The sequence below is a fragment of the Streptomyces longisporoflavus genome, assembly GCF_014649775.1.
GTDB classification, from domain to species: domain Bacteria; phylum Actinomycetota; class Actinomycetes; order Streptomycetales; family Streptomycetaceae; genus Streptomyces; species Streptomyces longisporoflavus.
Genome location: NZ_BMTR01000003.1, coordinates 371537 through 391023, shown reverse-complemented (window position 1 = coordinate 391023; position 19487 = coordinate 371537). Strand labels below are relative to the sequence as shown.

Genomic DNA, 19487 nt, shown 5'->3' with positions numbered 1-19487 from the left:
CGACCCGGATGCACAGGGTCCTACGAGGACGTGGGCGGCGGCGAGCTGTACTGCGACACCTGCGGCCTGGCCCCGGTCGTCTCGCCCACGGGCATGGTGTCCTCTCCCCCGACCGGCATCACCGGCGGCGGCAAGGGGTCGAACAGCAGCAGCTCCCGGTCGAGTTCGCGCTCGTCGTCCCGGTCGGCTCGCTCGTCGCGGTCCCAGTTCTCGCGCAGGTCGGTGTCGGGGCGGCTCTCGCGCTCGCTCTCCGGCGGCTCGACGTCCCGCTCGGTCTCGGTGCGCAGCTCCGGGCCCTCCTCCGGCACGTCCGCCCGCAGCAGGCTCGGCGTGGGCCTGGTCCTCGTGCCCGAGGTGCCGCGCCCCGACCCGCGCCAGGCGGTGCAGGAGAACCCCGAGGTCCCCGAGCGCAAGCGCTTCTGCTCGCGCTCCGACTGCGGGGCGCCGGTGGGCCGCGCGCGCGGTGACCGGCCGGGCCGCACGGAAGGGTTCTGCACCAAGTGCGGCCACCCGTACTCGTTCGTGCCGAAGCTGAACCCCGGCGACATCGTGCACGGTCAGTACGAGGTCGTGGGCTGTCTGGCGCACGGCGGGCTCGGCTGGGTCTATCTCGCCGTCGACCGCGCGGTCTCCGACCGCTGGGTGGTACTCAAGGGCCTGCTCGACACGGGCGACCAGGACGCGATGGCCGCCGCGATCTCCGAGCGCCGCTTCCTCGCCGAGATCGAGCACAGCAACATCGTGCGCATCTACAACTTCGTCGAGCACCTCGACCAGCGCACGGGCTCCATGGACGGCTACATCGTCATGGAGTACGTGGGCGGCAAGTCCCTCAAGGAGATCGCCAACGAACGCCGCACTCCGCAGGGCAAGCGCGACCCGCTGCCCGTGGAGCAGGCGTGCGCGTTCGGCATCGAGGCCCTCGAAGCCCTCGGCCACCTGCACAGCCGCAATCTCCTGTACTGCGACTTCAAGGTCGACAACGCCATCCAGACCGAGGACCAGCTCAAGCTGATCGACATGGGCGCGGTCCGCCGCATGGACGACGAAGAGTCGGCGATCTACGGCACGGTCGGCTACCAAGGCCCCGAAGTGGCCGAGCTCGGCCCCTCGGTGGCCTCCGACCTCTACACCGTGGCGCGCACTCTCGCCGTGCTCACCTTCGACTTCCAGGGGTACACGAACGTCTTCGTGGACTCCCTTCCGGACCCCGACAACATCGAGGTCTTCCGCAAGTACGAGTCGTTCTACCGCCTCCTCGTACGCGCCACCGACCCCGACCCGGCGCGCAGGTTCGCCTCGGCGCAGGAGATGGCGGAGCAGCTCACGGGCGTCCTGCGGGAGGTCGTGGCGCTCCAGACGGGCCGTCCGCGACCCGCGCTCTCCACGCTGTTCGGGCCCGAGGTGAAGGTCACGGACACGGAGCTGTTCGCCGAGCTGACCGGTGACGTATCGCAGTTCGGCGTACGGGTCCTGCCCGTCGGCCGGCGGAAGGCGCGCGCCGAACTGGCGGCGGGGAACGGGCACGGCAACGGACACGGGCAGGGCAACGGGCAGGTGACCGGGACGGGGAACGGTCAGGTCAACGGCGCCCCGGCGAGCGCGCCTCCGGTGCCCCCGGCAGCTCCGCCCGCCCGGATCGTCCGCCCTCTCGACGCCCCCGCGACGGCCCTCGCCCTTCCGGTGCCGCGCGTCGACCCGAACGACCCGAACGCGGGGTTCCTCGCCGGGCTCATGGCCTCCGCGCCCGCCGAGCTGATCACCGCGCTGCGGGCCGCGCCGACCGACTCCGTGGAACTGCGGCTGCGCGGCCTGCGGGCCCGCCTCGCCATGGGCGAGGCGGAGTCCGCCGCGCAGGCGATCGCGGAGCTCGAAGTACAGCATCCGGACGACTGGCGGGTGGTCTGGTACCGCGGCATCGCCTCGCTCGCGACCGGCGACCACGAGAACGCGGCCCTGTCCTTCGACGCCGTCTACGACGCGTTCCCCGGCGAGCCCGCCCCCAAGCTGGCCCTGGGCGTCTGCGCGGAGGTCCTGGAGCAGTTGGACAACGCCGCGGAGTACTACCGCCTCGTATGGGCCACCGACCCGAGCTATGTCAGCGCGGCGTTCGGTCTGGCCCGGGTGCAACTCGCCTCGGACGACCGGCGCGGCGCCGTGCACACCCTGGAGTCGGTGCCCGAGGCCTCCATCCACTACACCGCGGCCCGCGTCGCGGCGGTGCGGGCCAGGCTGCGGCACCGTATGACGTCGGCCACCGCGCCGTCTCCCGGCGCTCTCTTCCTCGACGACCTGACGGCCGCCGCGGGCCAGGTGGAGGCGCTCGCGGGCTTCGGCCTCGACGCGGTGCGCCGCGAGCGGCTCTCCACCGAGGTCCTCGGCAGCGCGCTGGACTGGGTACTCTCCGGTAGGCACTCTGGTCGCGCCTCCGCTCCACCGGCAGCACCCGCTGCACCGGCGGGCGGCACGCGTACCGTGCTGCTCGGCAGCGACCTGGACGAGCGCGGCCTCCGGTACGGCCTGGAGCGCTCGTACCGGACGCTTGCCCGGCTCGCACAGGGTGGCGAGGAAAGGATCGAACTGGTGGAGCGGGCAAACCGTTTCCGCCCTCGGACGTGGGTGTGAAGATGTCGCAGATGCACCAGCAGACTGCCGGGGCGGGCACGTGCCCCGGCTGCGAAGAACCGCTGGAAGCGGGTGACCTGTTCTGCGGGGCGTGCGGATACGACCTTTCGGCGCAGCCGGCCGCGCCGGACGACCGTCCCACCATCGCGATGAACGGCTCACCGTCCGCGCCACCAACCGCGCCACCGACCGCGCCCCCGCCCGCCGCGTCGCCCGCCGCGTCGTCGCCGTGGCCCGTCGCCCCGGACGCGGACAGCTCCGACATGCCGGTGCCCGCGCACCTGCCCACCGATCTGCCGGGCACGGACTCGGCGGGCGGTGAACTCTCCCCGAACGCGCATGTGAACGCGAGCCCGAACGCGAATGTGAACTCGACCGCGAACCCGAACGCGAACGCGGGAGAAACACCGGACGTGCGCACCGACGCCCCCTTCGAGCAGCCCGCCGGGCCCTCCGCCGGGCCCTCCGCCGGGCCCTCCGCCGAACCGGACGAGTACCCCCTGCCCGCCCCCGGCGCCCGCCCGGAGCCCGAGCCCGCCGACCCCCGGACGGTCCTGACCGACCCGACCCCGCCCGCGGGCACCAAGCTCTGCGTGGCGTGCCGTTCGGGCCGCGTCGACCCCGACGGCTACTGCGAGAACTGCGGGCACGCACAGCCCCGCGAGCGCGACCACATGGAGCAGGAACTCGACGCGGTCGCCGCGGTCAGCGACCGGGGCCTGCGCCACCACCGCAACGAAGACGCGTTCGCGATCTCGTCGGCCGCACTGCCGGACGGTTCCCCCGCCGTCGTCGCGATCGTCTGCGACGGTGTCTCGTCCGCGACCCGCCCCGACGAGGCCTCGCTCGCCGCGTCGCGCGCGGCCAGCGAATCGCTGCTCGACGCCCTGCCGCGGGGCACGCACCCGCAGCAGGCCATGCACGACGCGATCCTCTCGGCGTCCGACGCCGTCAACGCCCTCGCCGCCGAGCCCACGCAGGCGAGGGAGCACACCCCGCACCAGAACGCACCCGCGTGCACCCTCGTCGGTTCGATCGTCGCCGGCGGTCTCCTGGTCGTCGGCTGGATCGGCGACAGCCGTGCCTACTGGGTGCCCGACGACCGCAGCGGCCCCACCGTCCGGCTCACGGAGGACGACTCGTGGGCCGCGCAGATGGTGGCCGCGGGCCTGATGAACGAGGCGGAGGCGTACGCCGACGAGCGCGCCCACGCCATCACCGGCTGGCTCGGCGCCGACGCGTACGAACTGGAGCCGCACACCGCTTCCTTCAAGCCGGACCGTGCGGGTGTAGTGGTGGTATGCACGGACGGGCTCTGGAACTACGCGGAATCGGCGGAGGAGATGGCACGCGCCGTGCCCGCCGATTCCGCCCTGCGCCCGCTCCACAGCGCCCAGGTCCTGGTCGGCCACGCACTGGACGGCGGGGGCCACGACAACGTAACAGTGGCGATTCTGCCGTTCCGTGTCGTGCCGCAAGGGGCAGGATCCGCCTAGTGACGCCCCCCGAACGGGGGCCGGTCACGCGCACGTGTCACCCGCCGGCTTGGGGAAGCCGGCGGGAACGTCTAGGGGGAGCAGAAATCCATGGCCAACTTCTCGAAATCGAACGTGCCGCAGTTCTCGGTCGACGTGTACCAGAACGAGTACCTCCCGGAAGGCGGCCGCGAGGTCAACGCGATCGCCACGGTCACTTCGACCGGCGGCGGCACGGTGGGGTCAGCGGTGAGCGCCCCGCATCTCTACTCGGCGGGGCAGACCCCGGACGCGGCCGTGGCGATCATGGTCGACTGCTCCGGCTCGATGGACTACCCGCCCACGAAGATGCGCGGCGCCAGGGACGCCACGGCCGCCGCGATCGACGCCGTACGTGACGGAGTCCACTTCGCGGTGATCGGCGGCACCCATGTCGCCAAAGAGGTCTATCCGGGCGACGGACGCCTCGCGGTCGCCGGTTCGCAGACCCGGGCGCAGGCCAAGCAGGCCCTGCGCAAGCTCAGCGCGGGCGGCGGCACGGCGATCGGCACCTGGCTGCGCCTGGTCGACCGGCTGCTCTCCTCTGCCGACGTGTCGATCCGGCACGGGATCGTGCTCACGGACGGCCGCAACGAACACGAGTCGGCCGAGGACCTCCAGGCCTCGCTGGACGCCTGCGCGGGCCGCTTCACCTGCGACGCCCGCGGCGTGGGCACCGACTGGGAGGTGAAGGAGGTCACGAGCATCGCCTCCGCCCTCCTCGGCACCGCCGACATCGTCGCCGACCCCGCGGGCCTGTCCGCCGACTTCACGCAGATGATGGAGGCGGCGATGGGCAAGGAGGTCGCCGACGTCAGCCTGCGGCTCTGGACACCGATGGGCGCGGAGATCAAGTTCGTCAAGCAGGTGGCGCCCACGGTCGAGGAGTTGACCGACCGCCGCACGGAGGCGGGACCCCGCGCCGGCGACTACCCCACCGGGTCCTGGGGCGACGAGTCCCGCGACTACCACATCTGTGTCGAGGTGCCGAACGCAGAGCTCGGCCAGGAGATGCTCGCGGCCCGCGTCTCGCTGATCGTGCCGCAGCCGGACGGCAGCGCCCAGACGCTCTCGCAGGGGCTCGTACGGGCCGTGTGGACGGACGACATGGCCGCGTCGACGTCGATCAACCCGCAGGTGGCGCACTACACGGGCCAGGCGGAACTGGCCCAGGTGATCCAGCAGGGCCTCGACGCACGCAAGTCGGGCGATATGGACGGAGCAACGGCCAAACTGGGCCGCGCCGTCCAGCTCGCCAGCGCCTCGGGCAACGAGGACACCGCGAAGCTGCTTTCGAAGGTGGTCGACGTGGTCGATGCCGTGGCAGGTACTGTTCGATTGAAGGCGAGGGTTGCCGAGGCCGACGAGATGACTCTCGAGACCCGGTCCACGAAGACCGTTCGCGTGAAGAAGTAGCAGCACCCATACCCATAGACAGCCCCACAGCAGCACGTACGGCCCTCAGGGCCGGAGAAGGAGAGGGGGAAGCGCCGACATGCCGACCTGCCCGAACGGACACCAGTCGGGTTCCGACGACTGGTGCGAGGTCTGCGGTCACCGCATGGCCGGTGCCGTACCGCCGCCCCCGCCGCCGCCCCCGGCCGCTCCCGGCTACGGCTATCCGCCGCCGGGACCCGGCCAGGACCCCGGTTACGGCTACCCGCCGCCCGGTCCCGGCCGCCCGCACCTGTCGGCCGTCCCGGACCAGGCCGCCGAGGCCCAGCTCTGCCCGCAGTGCCGCACGCCCCGCGAGGCGAACGCGCCGTTCTGCGAGGAGTGCCGCTGGAACTTCCTGACGAACACGGCGACCTCGTACACCCCGGCCGCCCCGCACCCGCCCACGCCGAACCCGGCGCAGCAGTTCCAGCAGCCCGCGGGCACCCAGCCGGGTCAGGACCCGTTCGGGTACCAGGGCTCGCGGCCCTCGCAGATGAACCGCCCCGCGGAGCCGATCCCGCCGTTCGGCAACGGGGGCAACGGCGGCCATGGGGGCAACGGCGGCAACGCTCCCGGTCAGGTCCCGCCGCCGTACAGCGGCGGTGACCAGCAGGGTCGGCCTCCGCAGGCGTTCCAGCAGCAGGGTCCGCCGGCGCCGTCCGCGTTCCCGCAGGAGACGGGCACTCCGCCGCCGCCCTCGCAGCCGCAGCAGCCCGGTCCCGGTGGCCCCGGCGGTCCCGGTGGTCCCGGTGGCCCGTCCTTCGGTGGCAGTGGCGGTGGCGACGACTGGGTGATTTCGCCGCCCTCGTCGTCGGCTCCGCCCGCTGCTCCGGGTCACGGCGCTCCGGGCCACGGTGCTCCCGGTCACGGCGCTCCGCAGGCTCCCGAGCAGGGCGACTGGGGTCAGCAGCAGGGGCAGCAGCCTCCGCAGCCCGGCCAGCAGACGCAGGCTCCGCAGGGCCCTCCGGGCTTCCAGGCGGTGCCCGGTCCCAGCACCGGCACGGTCTCCTGGTCGGCGACGATCGGTCCGGACCGCGAGTACTTCATGGCGATGATGCACCGCAGCGGTCCCGAGGCGTCGGGCCTGAACCTGCCCGCGTACTCGCCCGAGCAGCAGCGCCCGCTGGCCGGCAATCAGATCACCATCGGCCGCCGCAGGCACTCCACCGGCGACACCCCGGACATCGACCTCTCGGTGCCGCCGGAGGACCCCGGCGTCTCGCACCAGCACGCGGTCCTGGTCCAGCAGCCGGACGGCAGCTGGGCGGTCGTCGACCAGAACTCCACGAACGGCACCACGGTCAACAACGGCGAGGAGCCCATCCAGCCGTTCGTCCCGGTGCCGCTCCAGGACGGCGACCGGGTGCACGTGGGCGCCTGGACGACGATCACGATCCGGCACAGCTGAGGAACAGCTGAGGAACAGCTGAAGACCGTCACACGCGGGCTCACGCGAGTGGCCAGGCGTACGGCCCTTCGGGGTCGTCCAGCCAGGCCCACTCGTGCGGCCCGCTGACGGTGACCCCGTAGCGCTCGCGCACCGGCCTGTCCTCGCGCTGCCACAGGGCGAGGGCCTCGTAGGGGTCGAGGGTGCCCGCGGTTAGCTCCAGGAGGAAGCGGAAGAGGTCGTTCTGCAAGGCCGTGCGCGGCAGCCCGCCGAGATTCTGCTCGTGCGGGCCCCTTCGGGCGCCGCCCCGCAGCGGCACGAAGTACGCGGGGGTGTGCAGGAAACGGCCCTCGGCGTGCTCGGCGTCCCGCACGGTCAGCGCGATGAGGCCGAAGGCCAGCGGGGCCAGGATGCGGGCGCCGGGGCGGCACTGGGCCAGCCAGGAACGCGGCACGGAGTCCAGGGTGCAGGTCGCGATGATCCGGTCGTACGGAGCCCGCTCGGGGCACCCCGCGGCACCGTCCCCGGTGACGACGGCCGGGTGGTAGCCGGCGGCCGTGAGATGCCGGCGTGCCGACTCGGTGATCTCCGGGTCCAGGTCGACGGTGGTGACGTGCCCGTCGCCGACCCGGTGCGAGAGCAGGGCCGCGTTGTAGCCGGTGCCCGCGCCGATCTCCAGTACGTCGCAGTCCCCGTCGCGCAGGTCGAGCTCGTCCAGCATCTTCGCCATCAGGGAGGGCTGGCTGCTGGAGGAGAGCAGCTCGCCGTCCCGTACGCGGGTGGCGAGCGGGACGTCGGCGTAGGCGCCGTTCAGCCAGCGTGCACGGCGTGCGGGGTCGGGGTCCTCGCCCCACAGCCGTTCGTGGCCGCCGCCCGACGACGTGACGTAGTAGTACGGCACGAACAGATGGCGCGGCACCTGTTCGAACGCGGCTCGCAGCCCCGGGTCCCGCGCCAGGGCGCCGCCGGCCTCGATATCGCGGACCAGGGCGGCTTTGGCCTCCGCGGCGTCCAGGGGGTCGACTGTGGGTCCCATAGAGCCACTGTGCTGCGGGATTGCCCGCGATGCGAGCGGCAGAACGTACGGATCCGGAGGAGATCGGTCCCTGTTCGGACCCGGTTCGGACCCGGATCGGACCCGGATCGGACCCGGATCGGACCCGAGTCGGCAATCGCAGCGGGCCCCGGTCGAACCCGCTCCGGAAGACGACGGTCCTAAGTCTTCCGTCCTCGGCCGCGCCGTCTGAGACCATGGACGGCGTGATAGAGATCCCGCGCGGCACGCTTCAGGAGCAGACCTTCTACGAACAGGTCGGCGGCGAGGAGACCTTCAGGCGCCTGGTGCACCACTTCTACCAGGGGGTCGCGGAGGACCCGCTGCTGCGACCGATGTACCCGGAGGAGGATCTGGGCCCCGCCGAGGAACGCCTCGCGCTGTTCCTCATGCAGTACTGGGGCGGCCCCCGTACGTACAGCGACAACCGCGGCCACCCCCGGCTGCGGATGCGCCATGCCCCGTTCACCGTCGACAGGGCCGCGCACGACGCCTGGCTGAAGCACATGCGGGCCGCCGTCGAGGAGCTGAAGCTCTCCGAGGAGCACGAGCGGACGCTGTGGAACTACCTGACGTACGCGGCGGCGTCCATGGTCAACTCCGAGGGCTGACGGCCGTACGAAGGCCCCGTGCCGCACGCAGGTGTACGCGACCGCGACCACGGGGCCGGACGGGACGGGACGTCGAGAGCTGAGCTCGCAGGGGTGACGGGAACACGGGCATCCGGCCATCCGGGCATGCTCACGCAGGGGTGACGGAGAGCCCTCCGACGCCGGCGCGGCGCACGGCGATCGACCCGTAGTTCGTACGCAGCCGCAGCCACGGCCCGGACGACAGCAGGTCCAGCGAGTCGCCCCGCAGGAACCCGAGGGCCTGCGCGGCGTGCGCGGCCCGCACGGGAAGCCCGGTGTCCGCGACGGTCCGGGACCAGATCTCCCGGCCGAGCTGGTCGAGCTCGGCCCTGATCCGCCGCTCCTGCGGCAACTCCTCGACCCGCGCCTTGAATTCGGCGACAGCGGCCGCCACGAGACCCCGCACCGAGTCCACCGGCGGAAGCCCCGCCTCCGGCTGCCAGCCGCCGCGCGGCGGGAGTACTCCGGCCCATGGCGGCCCGGTGACGGCCTGTGGCACGAAGGCCAGACCGGCGGCCTCGACGGACTCCGCCGACTCCGCCACGGATTCGAGGAGTTCACCGGCGGAGACGGTGACGTCGAGCGAGGAGTCGAGCCCGTACTCGTACGGCTTCACGAGCCGGGCCGTACGGATGGCGAGCACTTCGAACGACGGCGGCCGGCCGAAGACGGCGAGCGTGTCGCCCGCCGCCTGCAGCCGGACCGCGGCAGCCTTGTCGTAGTGGACCAGCCTCGCCAGGAAGGCGGCGAGATCCCCCGCCTCCCCGGCGTCGGCGAAGTGCAGCTGCGCCGTCATGCGACGAGCGCCTCCGAACCGCCGGTGGCATCGCCGTCTTCGCCCTCGTCGTCCATGAACGTCAGCAGCATGGCCTTCTCCTCGGCGGTGATCCGCCGCGGTCGCTGCGCCTCCAGGTTGAACGGGACCACGATCGTCGAGGCCCGCACGTACACCTGGTCGGGGTCCTTGACCTCGTACGAGATGCTGAGCGAGGCAGCGCCTATCTTCGTCACCCACGACTCGATGGTCACCGGCGAGTGCCGGTGGACCAACGGCCGTACGTAGTCGATCTCATGGCGGGCCACGACGGACCCGCCCGAGAACGACGGGCTGCCGTCCCCCGGTGCGAGCCGGAACATGAAGTCGATCCGCGCCTCTTCCAGATACCGCAGGAAGACGACGTTGTTGACGTGCCCGAAGGCATCCATGTCCGACCATCGGAGGGGGCAGCTGTAAATATGGCGGGCCATGTCAGCCTCGGGTGAGCTTCTTGTAGGTGGCGCGGTGCGGACGGGCCGCGTCCGGACCGAGACGCTCGATCTTGTTCTTCTCGTACGACTCGAAGTTGCCCTCGAACCAGTACCACTTCGAGTCGCCCTCGTAGGCGAGGATGTGCGTGGCGACCCTGTCGAGGAACCACCGGTCGTGGGAGATCACGACGGCGGCACCGGGGAACTCAAGGAGCGCGTTCTCGAGCGAGGAGAGGGTCTCGACGTCGAGGTCGTTCGTCGGCTCGTCGAGGAGGAGGAGGTTTCCGCCCTCCTTGAGGGTCAGCGCCAGGTTGAGACGGTTGCGCTCACCACCGGAGAGGACACCGGCGGGCTTCTGCTGGTCCGGGCCCTTGAAGCCGAAGGCGGAGACGTAGGCCCGCGAGGGCATCTCCACCTGGCCGACATTGATGTAGTCGAGCTCGTCGCTCACGACGGCCCACAGGGTCTTCTTCGGGTCGATGTTGGCGCGGCCCTGGTCGACGTAGCTGACCTTGACCGTGTCGCCGACCTTGATGCTGCCGGAGTCCGGCTGCTCCAGGCCCTGGATCATCTTGAACAGCGTGGTCTTGCCGGCGCCGTTCGGACCGATGATGCCGACGATGCCGTTGCGCGGCAGCGAGAAGCTGAGATCGTCGACAAGAACCTTGTCGCCGAAGGCCTTGGACAGATTCTCGACCTCGACGACGATCGAACCGAGTCGCGGGCCCGGCGGGATCTGGATCTCCTCGAAGTCCAGCTTCCGCATCTTGTCGGCCTCGGCGGCCATCTCCTCGTAGCGAGCCAGACGCGCCTTGGACTTGGCCTGCCGCCCCTTGGCGTTGGACCGCACCCACTCGAGCTCTTCCTTGAGCCTCTTCGCCCGCTTGGCGTCTTTCTGCCCCTCGACCTTGAGGCGGGACTGCTTCTTCTCCAGGTACGTGGAGTAGTTGCCCTCGTAGGCGATGGCGCGACCGCGGTCGAGCTCGAGGATCCACTGCGCGACGTTGTCCAGGAAGTACCGGTCGTGGGTGACGGCGATGACGCAACCCGCGTACTTCGCGAGGTGCTGCTCCAGCCAGTTCACCGACTCGGCGTCGAGGTGGTTGGTGGGCTCGTCGAGGAGCAGCAGGTCGGGCGCCTCGATGAGGAGCTTGCAGAGCGCGACGCGGCGCTTCTCACCACCGGACAGGTTCACGACGGGCCAGTCGCCGGGCGGGCAGCCGAGCGCGTCCATGGCCTGCTCGAGCTGGGCGTCGAGGTCCCAGGCGTTGGCGTGGTCCAGGTCCTCCTGGAGCTTGCCCATCTCGTCCATGAGCGCGTCGGAGTAATCGGTCGCCATGAGCTCGGCGACCTCGTTGAAACGCTTGAGCTTGCCCATGATCTCGGCGGCGCCGTCCTGGACGTTCTCCAGGACGGTCTTCGACTCGTCGAGCTTCGGCTCCTGCATGAGGATGCCGACGCTGTAGCCCGGCGAGAGGAACGCGTCACCGTTGGACGGCTGCTCGAGCCCGGCCATGATCTTCAGCACCGTGGACTTACCGGCGCCGTTGGGGCCCACGACACCGATCTTGGCGCCAGGCAGGAAGCTCAGGGTGACGTCATCAAGAATCACCTTGTCGCCGTGCGCCTTGCGCGTCTTGCGCATGGTGTAGATGTACTCAGCCAAGAGAAACCGTCCGGCAATCAGTGAGTGGGCAGATACACCCCATCTTGCCTGACGGCCACCTCTCGGAGGAAACCAGTATGGGCGGGCGCCCGTGACCTGGACGTTCACTGATCACTTGGGTAGTCGACCCGCGACTGACTGTTATCAGTAGTCGCTGCCGGGCAATCTCGCAGGACCACGGGAGGCGCTCCACAAGCGCCGAACCCCCAAGGCCCCGCCGGGCGCCATAGGGGTATCTCGACTACTGGATCTCCTCCCTCCACCAAGGGCTCGGGCACACGAGCCGCGCCGTCGGGCTCGCGTCGCAGGCCGTTCTCCGCAAGCACGGCTTCAGCTCCTGGGGGATCGCCCATGACCACTTCTACGCCGACGGCGCGTGGCGCGACGAGATGTTCTGGGAGAGGACGCTGACCGGCGGGCCCGCCTCCTAACGATCACTGCGGCGCCGTCGTGATCTCGACGCGGGTGATGTCCTGGTCGAGGAAGACGGCCAGGGCGTTGGCCTCTTCCGTGATGGCTTCCCGCTCCGGGGAGGAGAAGGGGCGCAAGGGCGTGACGCGGAGTTGGTGGTCGTGCGTGGTCCAGGTGGCGGCTACCCGGCCGTCGACCAGTACCGCGCGTTGGCCCGCGACGGACAGGCCCAGGTGGGGGTCGTCGATGATGCGGCTGCGGTCCTGGTAGCCGAGGATCGCGTTGTCGAAGGCCGGGAGGAAGCGGACGGGGGCGGGGGTGTCCGGGGACGGGCGCGGTGCGTCGGGCAGGTCGAGGAGAGTGCGTCCGCGCTCGTCGCGGAAGGTGATCAGCTCGTTCCGCATGGCCTTGACCGCCGCGGGCAGACCGGCCAGGCCGCTCCAGGCCCGGATGTCCGCGGTGGCCGCGGGGCCGTACGCGGCGAGGTAGCGGCGTACCAGTTGTTGTCCGGCAGGGTCCTCGGCTTCGGGTGGGACGGTGACAGGGGTGGTGGGGATGGTCGGGGTGGTGGGGGCGGTGGGGGTGGTCGGGGTGGTGTCTCGTTCCAGCCATGTGGTCAATGGGAGGTTTCTTACGCCTGCCTTCTGTTGCCACAGACCGCGTGGCGGCAGCTGCGCCATCGGGATGAGGGCCGCCACGAGGAGTTCGCCCAGGGCGCGGCGCGGTGGGTCCGGCCAGCGGTCCTGCACTGCCTGGACGAGCTCGGCCATGGTGCGGGGCCGGCGATCGGCCATGACCGCTCGGCCCGCCGCGGCAAGTTCGTCGAGGTCGATGCCGTCGAGTTCGCGCCGGTAGGTGGCAAGCACTCGTTGGCGCAGCATGTTGTCGTGGCGGGCCCGCCAGGCGAGAGCGTCGTCGTCGGTGACCAGGTGGACGGTGCGGCGCATCAGGTGGGTGCGTACGACGTGCCGGTCCGTCAGCGCCCGGTCGAGCTGGTCGGGCGTGAAGGCGCGCAGCCTCGACCACAGGCCGATGAAGGGTTCCTGCGGCTCTTGAGCTTGCAGTCCGGCAAGGTGCGCCACCGCTTCCCTGACCGGTGTGGTGGTGCGGTCGAGCAGGTACTGGCGGGCCAGGGTGGCGCGGTTGAGGGCGCGTGAGGTGAGGGTCTGACCGGGGGTGGGGTTGGAGTTGGGGACGGGGTTGGGGTTGGAGTTGGGGACGGGGGTGGGGTTGGAGTTGGGGACGGGGTTGGGGTTGGAGTTGGGGACGGGGTTGGGGTTGGAGTTGGGGACGGGGTTGGGGTTGAGGTTGGGGGGAGCCATTGGGGTCTTGAGACCGCCGTTCGTTCGTGGGCCGGTCAGCCGTTGTCCGGGGTCGCTACGTCCCCGCTGTACGGAGTCGCTACGTCCCCGTTGTAAGGGGTCGCTACGTCCAGGACCCAGGTCACGCCGAAGCGGTCGGTGAGCATCCCGTACAGCGGTGCCCACCGCGACGGCTCCAGCGGCTGCACCACCGTCGATCCCTCCGCCAGTTTCTGCCACAGAGCGGTGATCTCGTCCGTGTCGTCACCGCGCACGGAGACGAAGAACGAATTGCTGCCCCGGTCCCAGGGCAAGTGCGAGGGCACGTCGTAGGCCATGACGTGGAAGCCGTTGTCGCCCGCCACCTCGCCCCACACCACCCAGTCCGCCTCGTTCTCGTTCCGCACGTTGCCCATGTCCTTGTACGTGACTGCTGCGACGCGCCCGCCGAATACGGACTGGTAGTGGTCCAGCGCCGCCCGCGCGTCGCCCCGGAAGTTCAGGTGGGTGGTGGTCGTGATGGGCATGGCTGTCTCCTGCTGCTCGTTCGGGGGTGGGGTGGGGTGGGGTGGGGTGGGGTGGTTCGGTGAGAGCCACCATGGGCCACCATGGGCCACCATTCCAGGAGTAGCGGACAGGTCGGGTCCTGTACTTCGGGCAGAGTGGAGAGCATGCAGAAGACGTCCTCCCGGCTGCTCGCGCTGCTCTCGCTGCTCCAGACGCACCGCGACTGGTCCGGTGACGATCTCGCCGAGCGGCTCGGCATCACCCCGCGCACGGTGCGCCGGGACATCGACCGGCTACGGGACCTCGGCTATCCGATCCGCGCTTTCAAGGGCCCCCTCGGCGGCTACCGTCTGGACGCCGGTTCGCAACTGCCCCCGCTGCTGTTCGACGACGACCAGGCCGTCGCCCTGGCCCTCGCCCTGCAGTCCGCGGCCACCAGCAGCGTGATCGGTGACGATGCCGTACGGGCTCTGTCCACCGTCCGTCAGGTCATGCCGCCTCGGCTGCGTCAGCGCATCGACATGTTGCAGGTCACTGCCGTCCAGGCACCGGAGACCGGCGGCAACGCCTCACCCGTCGGCACGGAGGTCCTCGTCGAGCTGAGCCGTGCGATTCACGCCCGTGAGGAACTGCGTTTCGACTACCGGCAGTTCGACTACGAGTACGCCGATCGCGGGCGCGAGGCGAACCACCCCTGCGACAGCACCGCCCCCGCCGAACGCCCTCGCCGAGTGCACCCCCACCACCTCGTCACCTGGCGCGGCCGCTGGTACCTGATCGCCTGGGACCTCGACCGCGACGACTGGCGCATCTTCCGCGCCGACCGGATGCGCCCCCGCACCCCTACCGGCCCGCGCTTCTCCCCCCGCCGACTCCCCGGCGGGGGCGCCGGGGGCGGAGGCGGCAGAGGCGGCGGTGACGGCAGAGACGGCGGACAGGGCAGCGACGTGGCCGCGTTCATCACCGGCCGGTTCCGTGGGACGGACGGCTCCACCACCGACTGGCCCTGCCGCGGAGAAGTCGTCCTCAGCCTCCCCGCGCAGGCCGTGGCCCCCTTCGTACAGGACGGAATCGTCGAAGAGATCGGCCCCGAACGCTGCCGTCTCACCCTCGGCTCCTGGTCATGGACCGGCCTGGCCGCCACCATCGGCCACTTCGACACCGACATCCACGTCATCGGCCCACCGGAACTGACCAGCGCGTTCGCCGAACTGGCCGCGCGTTACGCCAACGCCGCGAGCGCCGAGGGCACGGCTCACCGGGACGCTCACCGAGACGCCGACCGGTAGACAGGCAGACAGGAAGCGGACGCCGTTATGGAGCGGCGGCCCCGTCGCAGGGGCCGCCCACCCGCGCTACCGCCTCACTCCTCGCCGGACGTCTCCGCGCCCGCCGGGCCCGCCGGGTCCTCCTTCTTGCGGAGGAAGAACATCGCCGCCGCACCAAGCACGACCATGAGGACCGCTATACCGGCGATCATCGGCGTCGCGCTGGAGCCGCCCGTCTCCGCGAGGTCACCGCCGCCGGTACCGGTGCCGCCTGCCGACGCGGGACTCGGGTCGGCCACGGGCTCCGTCTTGCTGCCGATCGTGCTGCCTTCGGTCTTGCAGTCGAGCACGCCCTTGAACCGCTTCTCGAAGCCGTTCGGCCCGTTGATCGTGAAGTCGTAGGGCTGGTCCTCCTGAAGAGGGATCGTCACCGTGCGCGACGTGCCGGCCGCGATGGTGTGCTTGAGGCCCATGAGGCGGAAGGAGAACGGCTCGTCGCCCTTGTTGCCCGCCGTGATGTCCACGCCGTTCCTGGCGCAGTTCTTATCCGCCGACAACGTCGGTATCGCGCCCTCCTCGGCCCAGCTGGCGCTCGCCGTCGCGGAGACCGTCGACTCGCTGGAGCCCGCCAGAATCTGCGTCTGGCTCCGGCTCTCGGAGGTGAAGGCCCTGCCGACCGGCACCGTGGTCGACGCCTGCACGGAGAGTTCCGCCGAGCCGTCCGGGGTGTCCTTGGGGACGTCGAAGAACAGCTGGCTCCCGTTGGCCGCGGAGGTGACGGGCTTCCCGTCCTTGCCGACGATCTCCACGCCGCTCGCCACCGAGTCGGCGGGCGGGGTCACCGACACGGCGTCCGCGTTCGTCCGCACGGTGACCGGACCGAGCCGCTCCCCCGCGTGCCCCGAGACCGCAGGCGGGTCGAGGGTCAGCGAGGCCTTGGGCTCGGCCGCGCCCCGCGCGCTCTTGTAGAGGTAGTCCGCGAGCTTCTCGGCCTGCGGGTCGAACGCGTCCACCTCGGCGCCGTCGGAGTAGCGCCAGATCGCCACCTGCGTACCGGCAGCCGCCGACTGTTCGGTGAGCGTCCGCGCGCCCGCCTTGCGGGCCAGCGCGGCGAGGTCGTTCACCTGGGGGTACGAGTGCTGGAGGATCCAGCTGATCCTGCCCGCGTTCTTGTTGCCGTTCAGCGAAGTGCCGCTCCAGGCGGTCTCCTGGTACTTCGCGTCCTTCTGCGTGGGGTTGAGGATGTCGATGCAGTACGTCTGGAGGGTGCCGCCGCCGTCCACGGACATCTCGAAGAGTCCGGCCGGGACCTGCTGGCTCGTCCCGTTGTCACGGATGACGGCCTGCCCGTACGTCTGGAGCCCGCCCAGTGTCGCGACGGCTCCGCCCCGGTTCTGCGGGGCCTCTTCCGCCGCGGCGGGACCCGCGGTGGCTATCGCGCCCGCTGCGAGGGCTCCGGTCGCCAGCGTCAGCGCGGTGAGGCGCGCTGCGCCCCGTCTCCGCCCGGACGGCGCAGAGCACGCGCGCCCCCCGGAGAGAGCGGACAACGCAGAGAACGCAGAGAACACAGAACGCGCAAAAGACACAGAATTCCCCTCCGGACGGGACCCGTTCACTTCGAGGGGGGTGATCCCGCCAGCAGATTGAAAGGGGCAGAATCACCTGCCACCTGCGTGGCATCAACTACCAACTGCCCCGCTAGCCATGTCCGGCATCCTAGGGAAGCGGCAGACGACGGTCCCCAGTACTGCCGTTCGATAACCGATCCGACTCGGAATCGTTATCGCCAACAACCTTTTTTAACTTGGCTTATCGACAAATCAACGCCGCCCATTCGCCGATAAGCCGCACATCGGTCACCCTCGCCCGGCGGCGGCCTGACGCCCGCTCCCTGACGCACCGTCACCGGTTCACCCCACAGGCTCCGGCTCCGGATCACGCTCCGGCTCACGCGCACCCGCCGCTTCCGTCAGCGCCGTGTTCGCCTTGAGCACGCGCCGGAACGCCGACGTCCCGCGCGAGAGATCGTGGCCGATGGTGATCGCGTCGATGTCCGCCGACGTCCAGTGCTGGCCGCCCCGTTCCTCGTCGCGCACCTTCAACCTCCCCTGCACGATGACGGGTTCACCGATGGCCAGAGAACCCTGCACGTTCGATCCCAGCGACCGCTTCGCCCACACCGTGAAGAAGTTGGTGTGCCCGTCCGCCCAGACGTTCTGCACGGCGTCGTAGTACCTCGCCGTCACCGCGAGCCGGAACCGGGCCACCGGCCCGGAGGCCAACTCCCGGAACACCGGCGTCGTCGCGACGTTCCCCACCACCGTCACCAAGGTCTCGTTCATGCCGAACCCCTCCCTCGCCCACTTGGCTTCCGCCGCCGCGGCGTTCGGTCCCGCGGCGTCGATCTCAGAGTGGACCGGTCGGCGGAATCCCGCTGAGCCCTGTGTCCTACCGGCCAGTTGTGGACAACTCCCTCACCCGAAGGTGGGCCGCCCGGCGTTCAGCCCACCACCGCCCCCGTCACCCGCACGTACTGCTCCCGCACCTCCCGGTACCGCAACAACTCCGCCGCCACCGGATCAAGCACCCGCGCCCGCCCGCACCCGGCAGCCGCCTCCCGCAGCCGCCGTTCCGCGTCCAGGCCGTAACGCCGCGCCGGACCCCGTGCCGCCATCCGGCTCGCCCATTCCACGCAGGGCCCGCCCACGATGCCCGCCGACATCAGCAGCACCGGCACGCCCAGGTTCGGCTCGGCGATCCCGATGATCTGCGCCACGAGCCAGAGCCCGCCCACGACTTGCAGCATCGTCATCGCCGCCTGCGCGAGGACGGCGGCCGGCCACCAACCGGGCCGCGGCGGCCGGCCCTCCGGAACCCCGACCGTCAACGTCAGCTGATCGAGCGCCTCGGGCAACCCCTCGGCACCGCGCACCGCCGCCTCCCGTACGGCCTGCCCCCAGGGCTGCGGCAGCCCGGCAGCGGCCTCGTCGGCCACCGTGCGCACCGCGTGTTCGACGCGCTGCCGAGCCGTGGCCTCCTCGTCCGCCGGGGCCTGTCCCACGGGCCAGCCGACACCCTGCGGCGAGCGCTGGGCCTCGTACCAGCGCCAGAGCCTCAGCCACGGTGTCCCGCACGCCTTGCCCGCGTGACGCCGCCAGGCCCGCTCGGCGGCCTGCCCGGCCGCCGCCGCGCCCACCGCCTCCGCGAGCCGGCCCGCGAAGTCCTCGCGCGCCTCTTCGCTGAGCCCGATCCGCCCTCTGTTCCGGCCCCTGTTCGCACCGGCCCCGGCCGCGTACACGGGCCACAGCTCGTCGGCCGCCGCGTCCAGGTCGGCGGAGATGCGCCGGGCGGCGGCGCCCCGCTCCTTGGTGAACTGACCCAGCGAATCTCGGAGTTCCCCGATCCCCTCGCCGGTCAGCGCGGAGATGGCGAGCACGATGGCGCCGGGTTCGCCGTGCTCCCCGAGAGCGATGCCGTCCTCGTCGAGCAGCCGCCGCAGATCGTCGAGCACCTGGTCGGCGGCGTCCCCCGGCAGCCGGTCCACCTGGTTGAGCACGACGAACGTGACCTCGGCGTGCCCCGCCATGGGCCGCAGATAGCGCTCGTGCAGCATGGCGTCGGCGTACTTCTCGGGGTCGACGACCCAGATGACCGCGTCGACGAGCCCGAGGATCCGGTCCACGTGCGCGCGGTGTTCCCCGACCGCCGAGTCATGATCGGGCAGGTCGATCAGTACGAGCCCTTCTAGCGTGCTCGTGTCCGGACCCTGGAGCGGGCGCCTGCGCAGTCGGCCGGGAATGCCGAGCCGGTCCAGGAGCCCCGCCGCGCCGTCGGTCCAGCTGCATCCGATGGGGGCCGCGGTAGTCGGCCTGCGAACGCCGGTCTCCGAGATCGTCACCCCGGCCAGGGCGTTGAACAGCGTCGACTTGCCGCTCCCCGTGGCGCCCGCGATGGCGACGACCGTGTGCCGCCCGGAGAGCCTGCGCCGGGCCGCCGCCTCGTCGAGGACCCGGCCCGCCTCGGCGAGCGTGGCGCTGTCGAGGCGGGTGCGGGAGAGTCCGACGAGTTCGCGCAGGGCGTCGAGCCGGGCGCGCAGCGGCCCTTCGTACGCGGTGGAAACACCGGAAGAGGTACCGGAAGAAGCGCCGGATGGCGTACTGGAAGGGGCCACGGACGGCGCAACGGAAGGGCTCGGAGGGACGTAGGAGACGGCCCCGCCTCCCGCGCCCTCTCCCCCGCCCGCCCCCTGAGCGGCGTCCACGCGCGTGCCGCTGCCCCGCCGCGCGATCAGCCCGTCGTCCCAGACACCTTCGGAGCCGGGGCCGGGACCGGGGCCGGGGGCGTCCGCGCCCTCTCCGGAGTCGCCGCCGGTGTCGCCGGAGGCACCCTCGGGACGACCCTCGTGTTCGGTGTGATCAGTGACGGCAGTCACCGCGG

The 19487-nt window shown here is 71.2% G+C and carries 16 protein-coding genes; 6 read left to right on the top strand and 10 right to left on the bottom strand.

Going from position 1 to position 19487, the window contains the following annotated elements; genetic code table 11:
* Positions 1 to 20: 20 nt before the first annotated feature.
* Positions 21 to 308 carry a hypothetical protein gene (locus IE226_RS45450; protein WP_444546072.1) on the bottom strand — a complete coding sequence of 96 codons (288 nt, stop codon included), beginning with the start codon at positions 306 to 308 and terminating at the stop codon, positions 21 to 23.
* Between IE226_RS45450 and IE226_RS08365 the strand changes: the two genes are divergently transcribed.
* From IE226_RS08365 to IE226_RS08350, 4 genes are all read left to right on the top strand, one after another.
* On the top strand, positions 280 to 2625 hold the full coding sequence (locus tag IE226_RS08365) for a serine/threonine-protein kinase (RefSeq protein WP_444546071.1): 2346 nt from the start codon (positions 280 to 282) through the stop codon (positions 2623 to 2625). The genes IE226_RS45450 and IE226_RS08365 overlap by 29 nt on opposite strands.
* Before the next feature lie 2 nt (positions 2626 to 2627).
* The gene (locus tag IE226_RS08360; RefSeq protein WP_190080388.1) at positions 2628 to 4121 is read left to right on the top strand and encodes a PP2C family protein-serine/threonine phosphatase; all 1494 of its coding nucleotides are present in this window, start codon (positions 2628 to 2630) and stop codon (positions 4119 to 4121) included.
* Between the two features lie 90 nt (positions 4122 to 4211).
* Entirely contained in the window at positions 4212 to 5555 is a 1344-nt protein-coding gene (locus IE226_RS08355; protein WP_190080387.1) for a VWA domain-containing protein, read from the top strand.
* A gap of 79 nt (positions 5556 to 5634) precedes the next feature.
* A complete protein-coding gene (locus IE226_RS08350; protein WP_190080386.1) occupies positions 5635 to 6984 on the top strand; it encodes an FHA domain-containing protein in 1350 nt (449 codons plus the stop codon).
* 40 nt (positions 6985 to 7024) lie between these two features.
* Here the strand turns inward: IE226_RS08350 and IE226_RS08345 are convergent, their stop codons facing one another.
* Positions 7025 to 7999, bottom strand: a complete 975-nt coding sequence (locus IE226_RS08345; protein ID WP_190080385.1) for a methyltransferase domain-containing protein — start codon at positions 7997 to 7999, stop codon at positions 7025 to 7027.
* A 215-nt stretch (positions 8000 to 8214) separates the two neighbouring features.
* Between IE226_RS08345 and IE226_RS08340 the strand changes: the two genes are divergently transcribed.
* Positions 8215 to 8628 (top strand): globin, encoded by a 414-nt coding sequence (locus tag IE226_RS08340; RefSeq protein WP_190080384.1) that lies wholly within the window; start codon positions 8215 to 8217, stop codon positions 8626 to 8628.
* Between the two features lie 130 nt (positions 8629 to 8758).
* On the opposite strand, the gene IE226_RS08335 is transcribed toward IE226_RS08340, so the two are convergent.
* The 5 genes from IE226_RS08335 to IE226_RS08315 form a co-directional block, all read right to left on the bottom strand.
* Positions 8759 to 9445, bottom strand: a complete 687-nt coding sequence (locus IE226_RS08335) for a DUF8185 domain-containing protein (protein WP_190080383.1) — start codon at positions 9443 to 9445, stop codon at positions 8759 to 8761.
* Positions 9442 to 9897 (bottom strand): acyl-CoA thioesterase, encoded by a 456-nt coding sequence (locus IE226_RS08330; protein ID WP_190080382.1) that lies wholly within the window; start codon positions 9895 to 9897, stop codon positions 9442 to 9444. Before IE226_RS08330 ends, IE226_RS08335 begins: the two co-directional genes overlap by 4 nt.
* A 1-nt stretch (position 9898) precedes the next feature.
* Entirely contained in the window at positions 9899 to 11563 is a 1665-nt protein-coding gene (ettA, locus tag IE226_RS08325) for an energy-dependent translational throttle protein EttA (protein WP_190080381.1), read from the bottom strand.
* Between the two features lie 434 nt (positions 11564 to 11997).
* Positions 11998 to 13296, bottom strand: coding sequence for a winged helix DNA-binding domain-containing protein (locus IE226_RS08320; protein ID WP_229870622.1), 1299 nt, complete (start codon positions 13294 to 13296; stop codon positions 11998 to 12000).
* Between the two features lie 35 nt (positions 13297 to 13331).
* A complete protein-coding gene (locus IE226_RS08315) occupies positions 13332 to 13802 on the bottom strand; it encodes a VOC family protein (protein ID WP_190080380.1) in 471 nt (156 codons plus the stop codon).
* A gap of 144 nt (positions 13803 to 13946) precedes the next feature.
* Between IE226_RS08315 and IE226_RS08310 the strand changes: the two genes are divergently transcribed.
* Positions 13947 to 15071: a helix-turn-helix transcriptional regulator gene (locus IE226_RS08310; RefSeq protein ID WP_190080379.1), complete on the top strand. Its 1125-nt coding sequence runs from the start codon at positions 13947 to 13949 to the stop codon at positions 15069 to 15071.
* Positions 15072 to 15145: 74 nt separating this feature from the next.
* Here the strand turns inward: IE226_RS08310 and IE226_RS08305 are convergent, their stop codons facing one another.
* The 3 genes from IE226_RS08305 to IE226_RS08295 all read right to left on the bottom strand — a co-directional run bounded on the left by IE226_RS08305 (position 15146) and on the right by IE226_RS08295 (position 19482).
* Positions 15146 to 16597 carry a Cys-Gln thioester bond-forming surface protein gene (locus IE226_RS08305; RefSeq protein WP_229870621.1) on the bottom strand — a complete coding sequence of 484 codons (1452 nt, stop codon included), beginning with the start codon at positions 16595 to 16597 and terminating at the stop codon, positions 15146 to 15148.
* Positions 16598 to 16960: 363 nt separating this feature from the next.
* Positions 16961 to 17392, bottom strand: a complete 432-nt coding sequence (locus IE226_RS08300; protein WP_190080377.1) for a single-stranded DNA-binding protein — start codon at positions 17390 to 17392, stop codon at positions 16961 to 16963.
* A 158-nt stretch (positions 17393 to 17550) separates the two neighbouring features.
* A complete protein-coding gene (locus IE226_RS08295) occupies positions 17551 to 19482 on the bottom strand; it encodes a YfjP family GTPase (protein ID WP_229870620.1) in 1932 nt (643 codons plus the stop codon).
* Positions 19483 to 19487 lie beyond the last annotated feature (5 nt).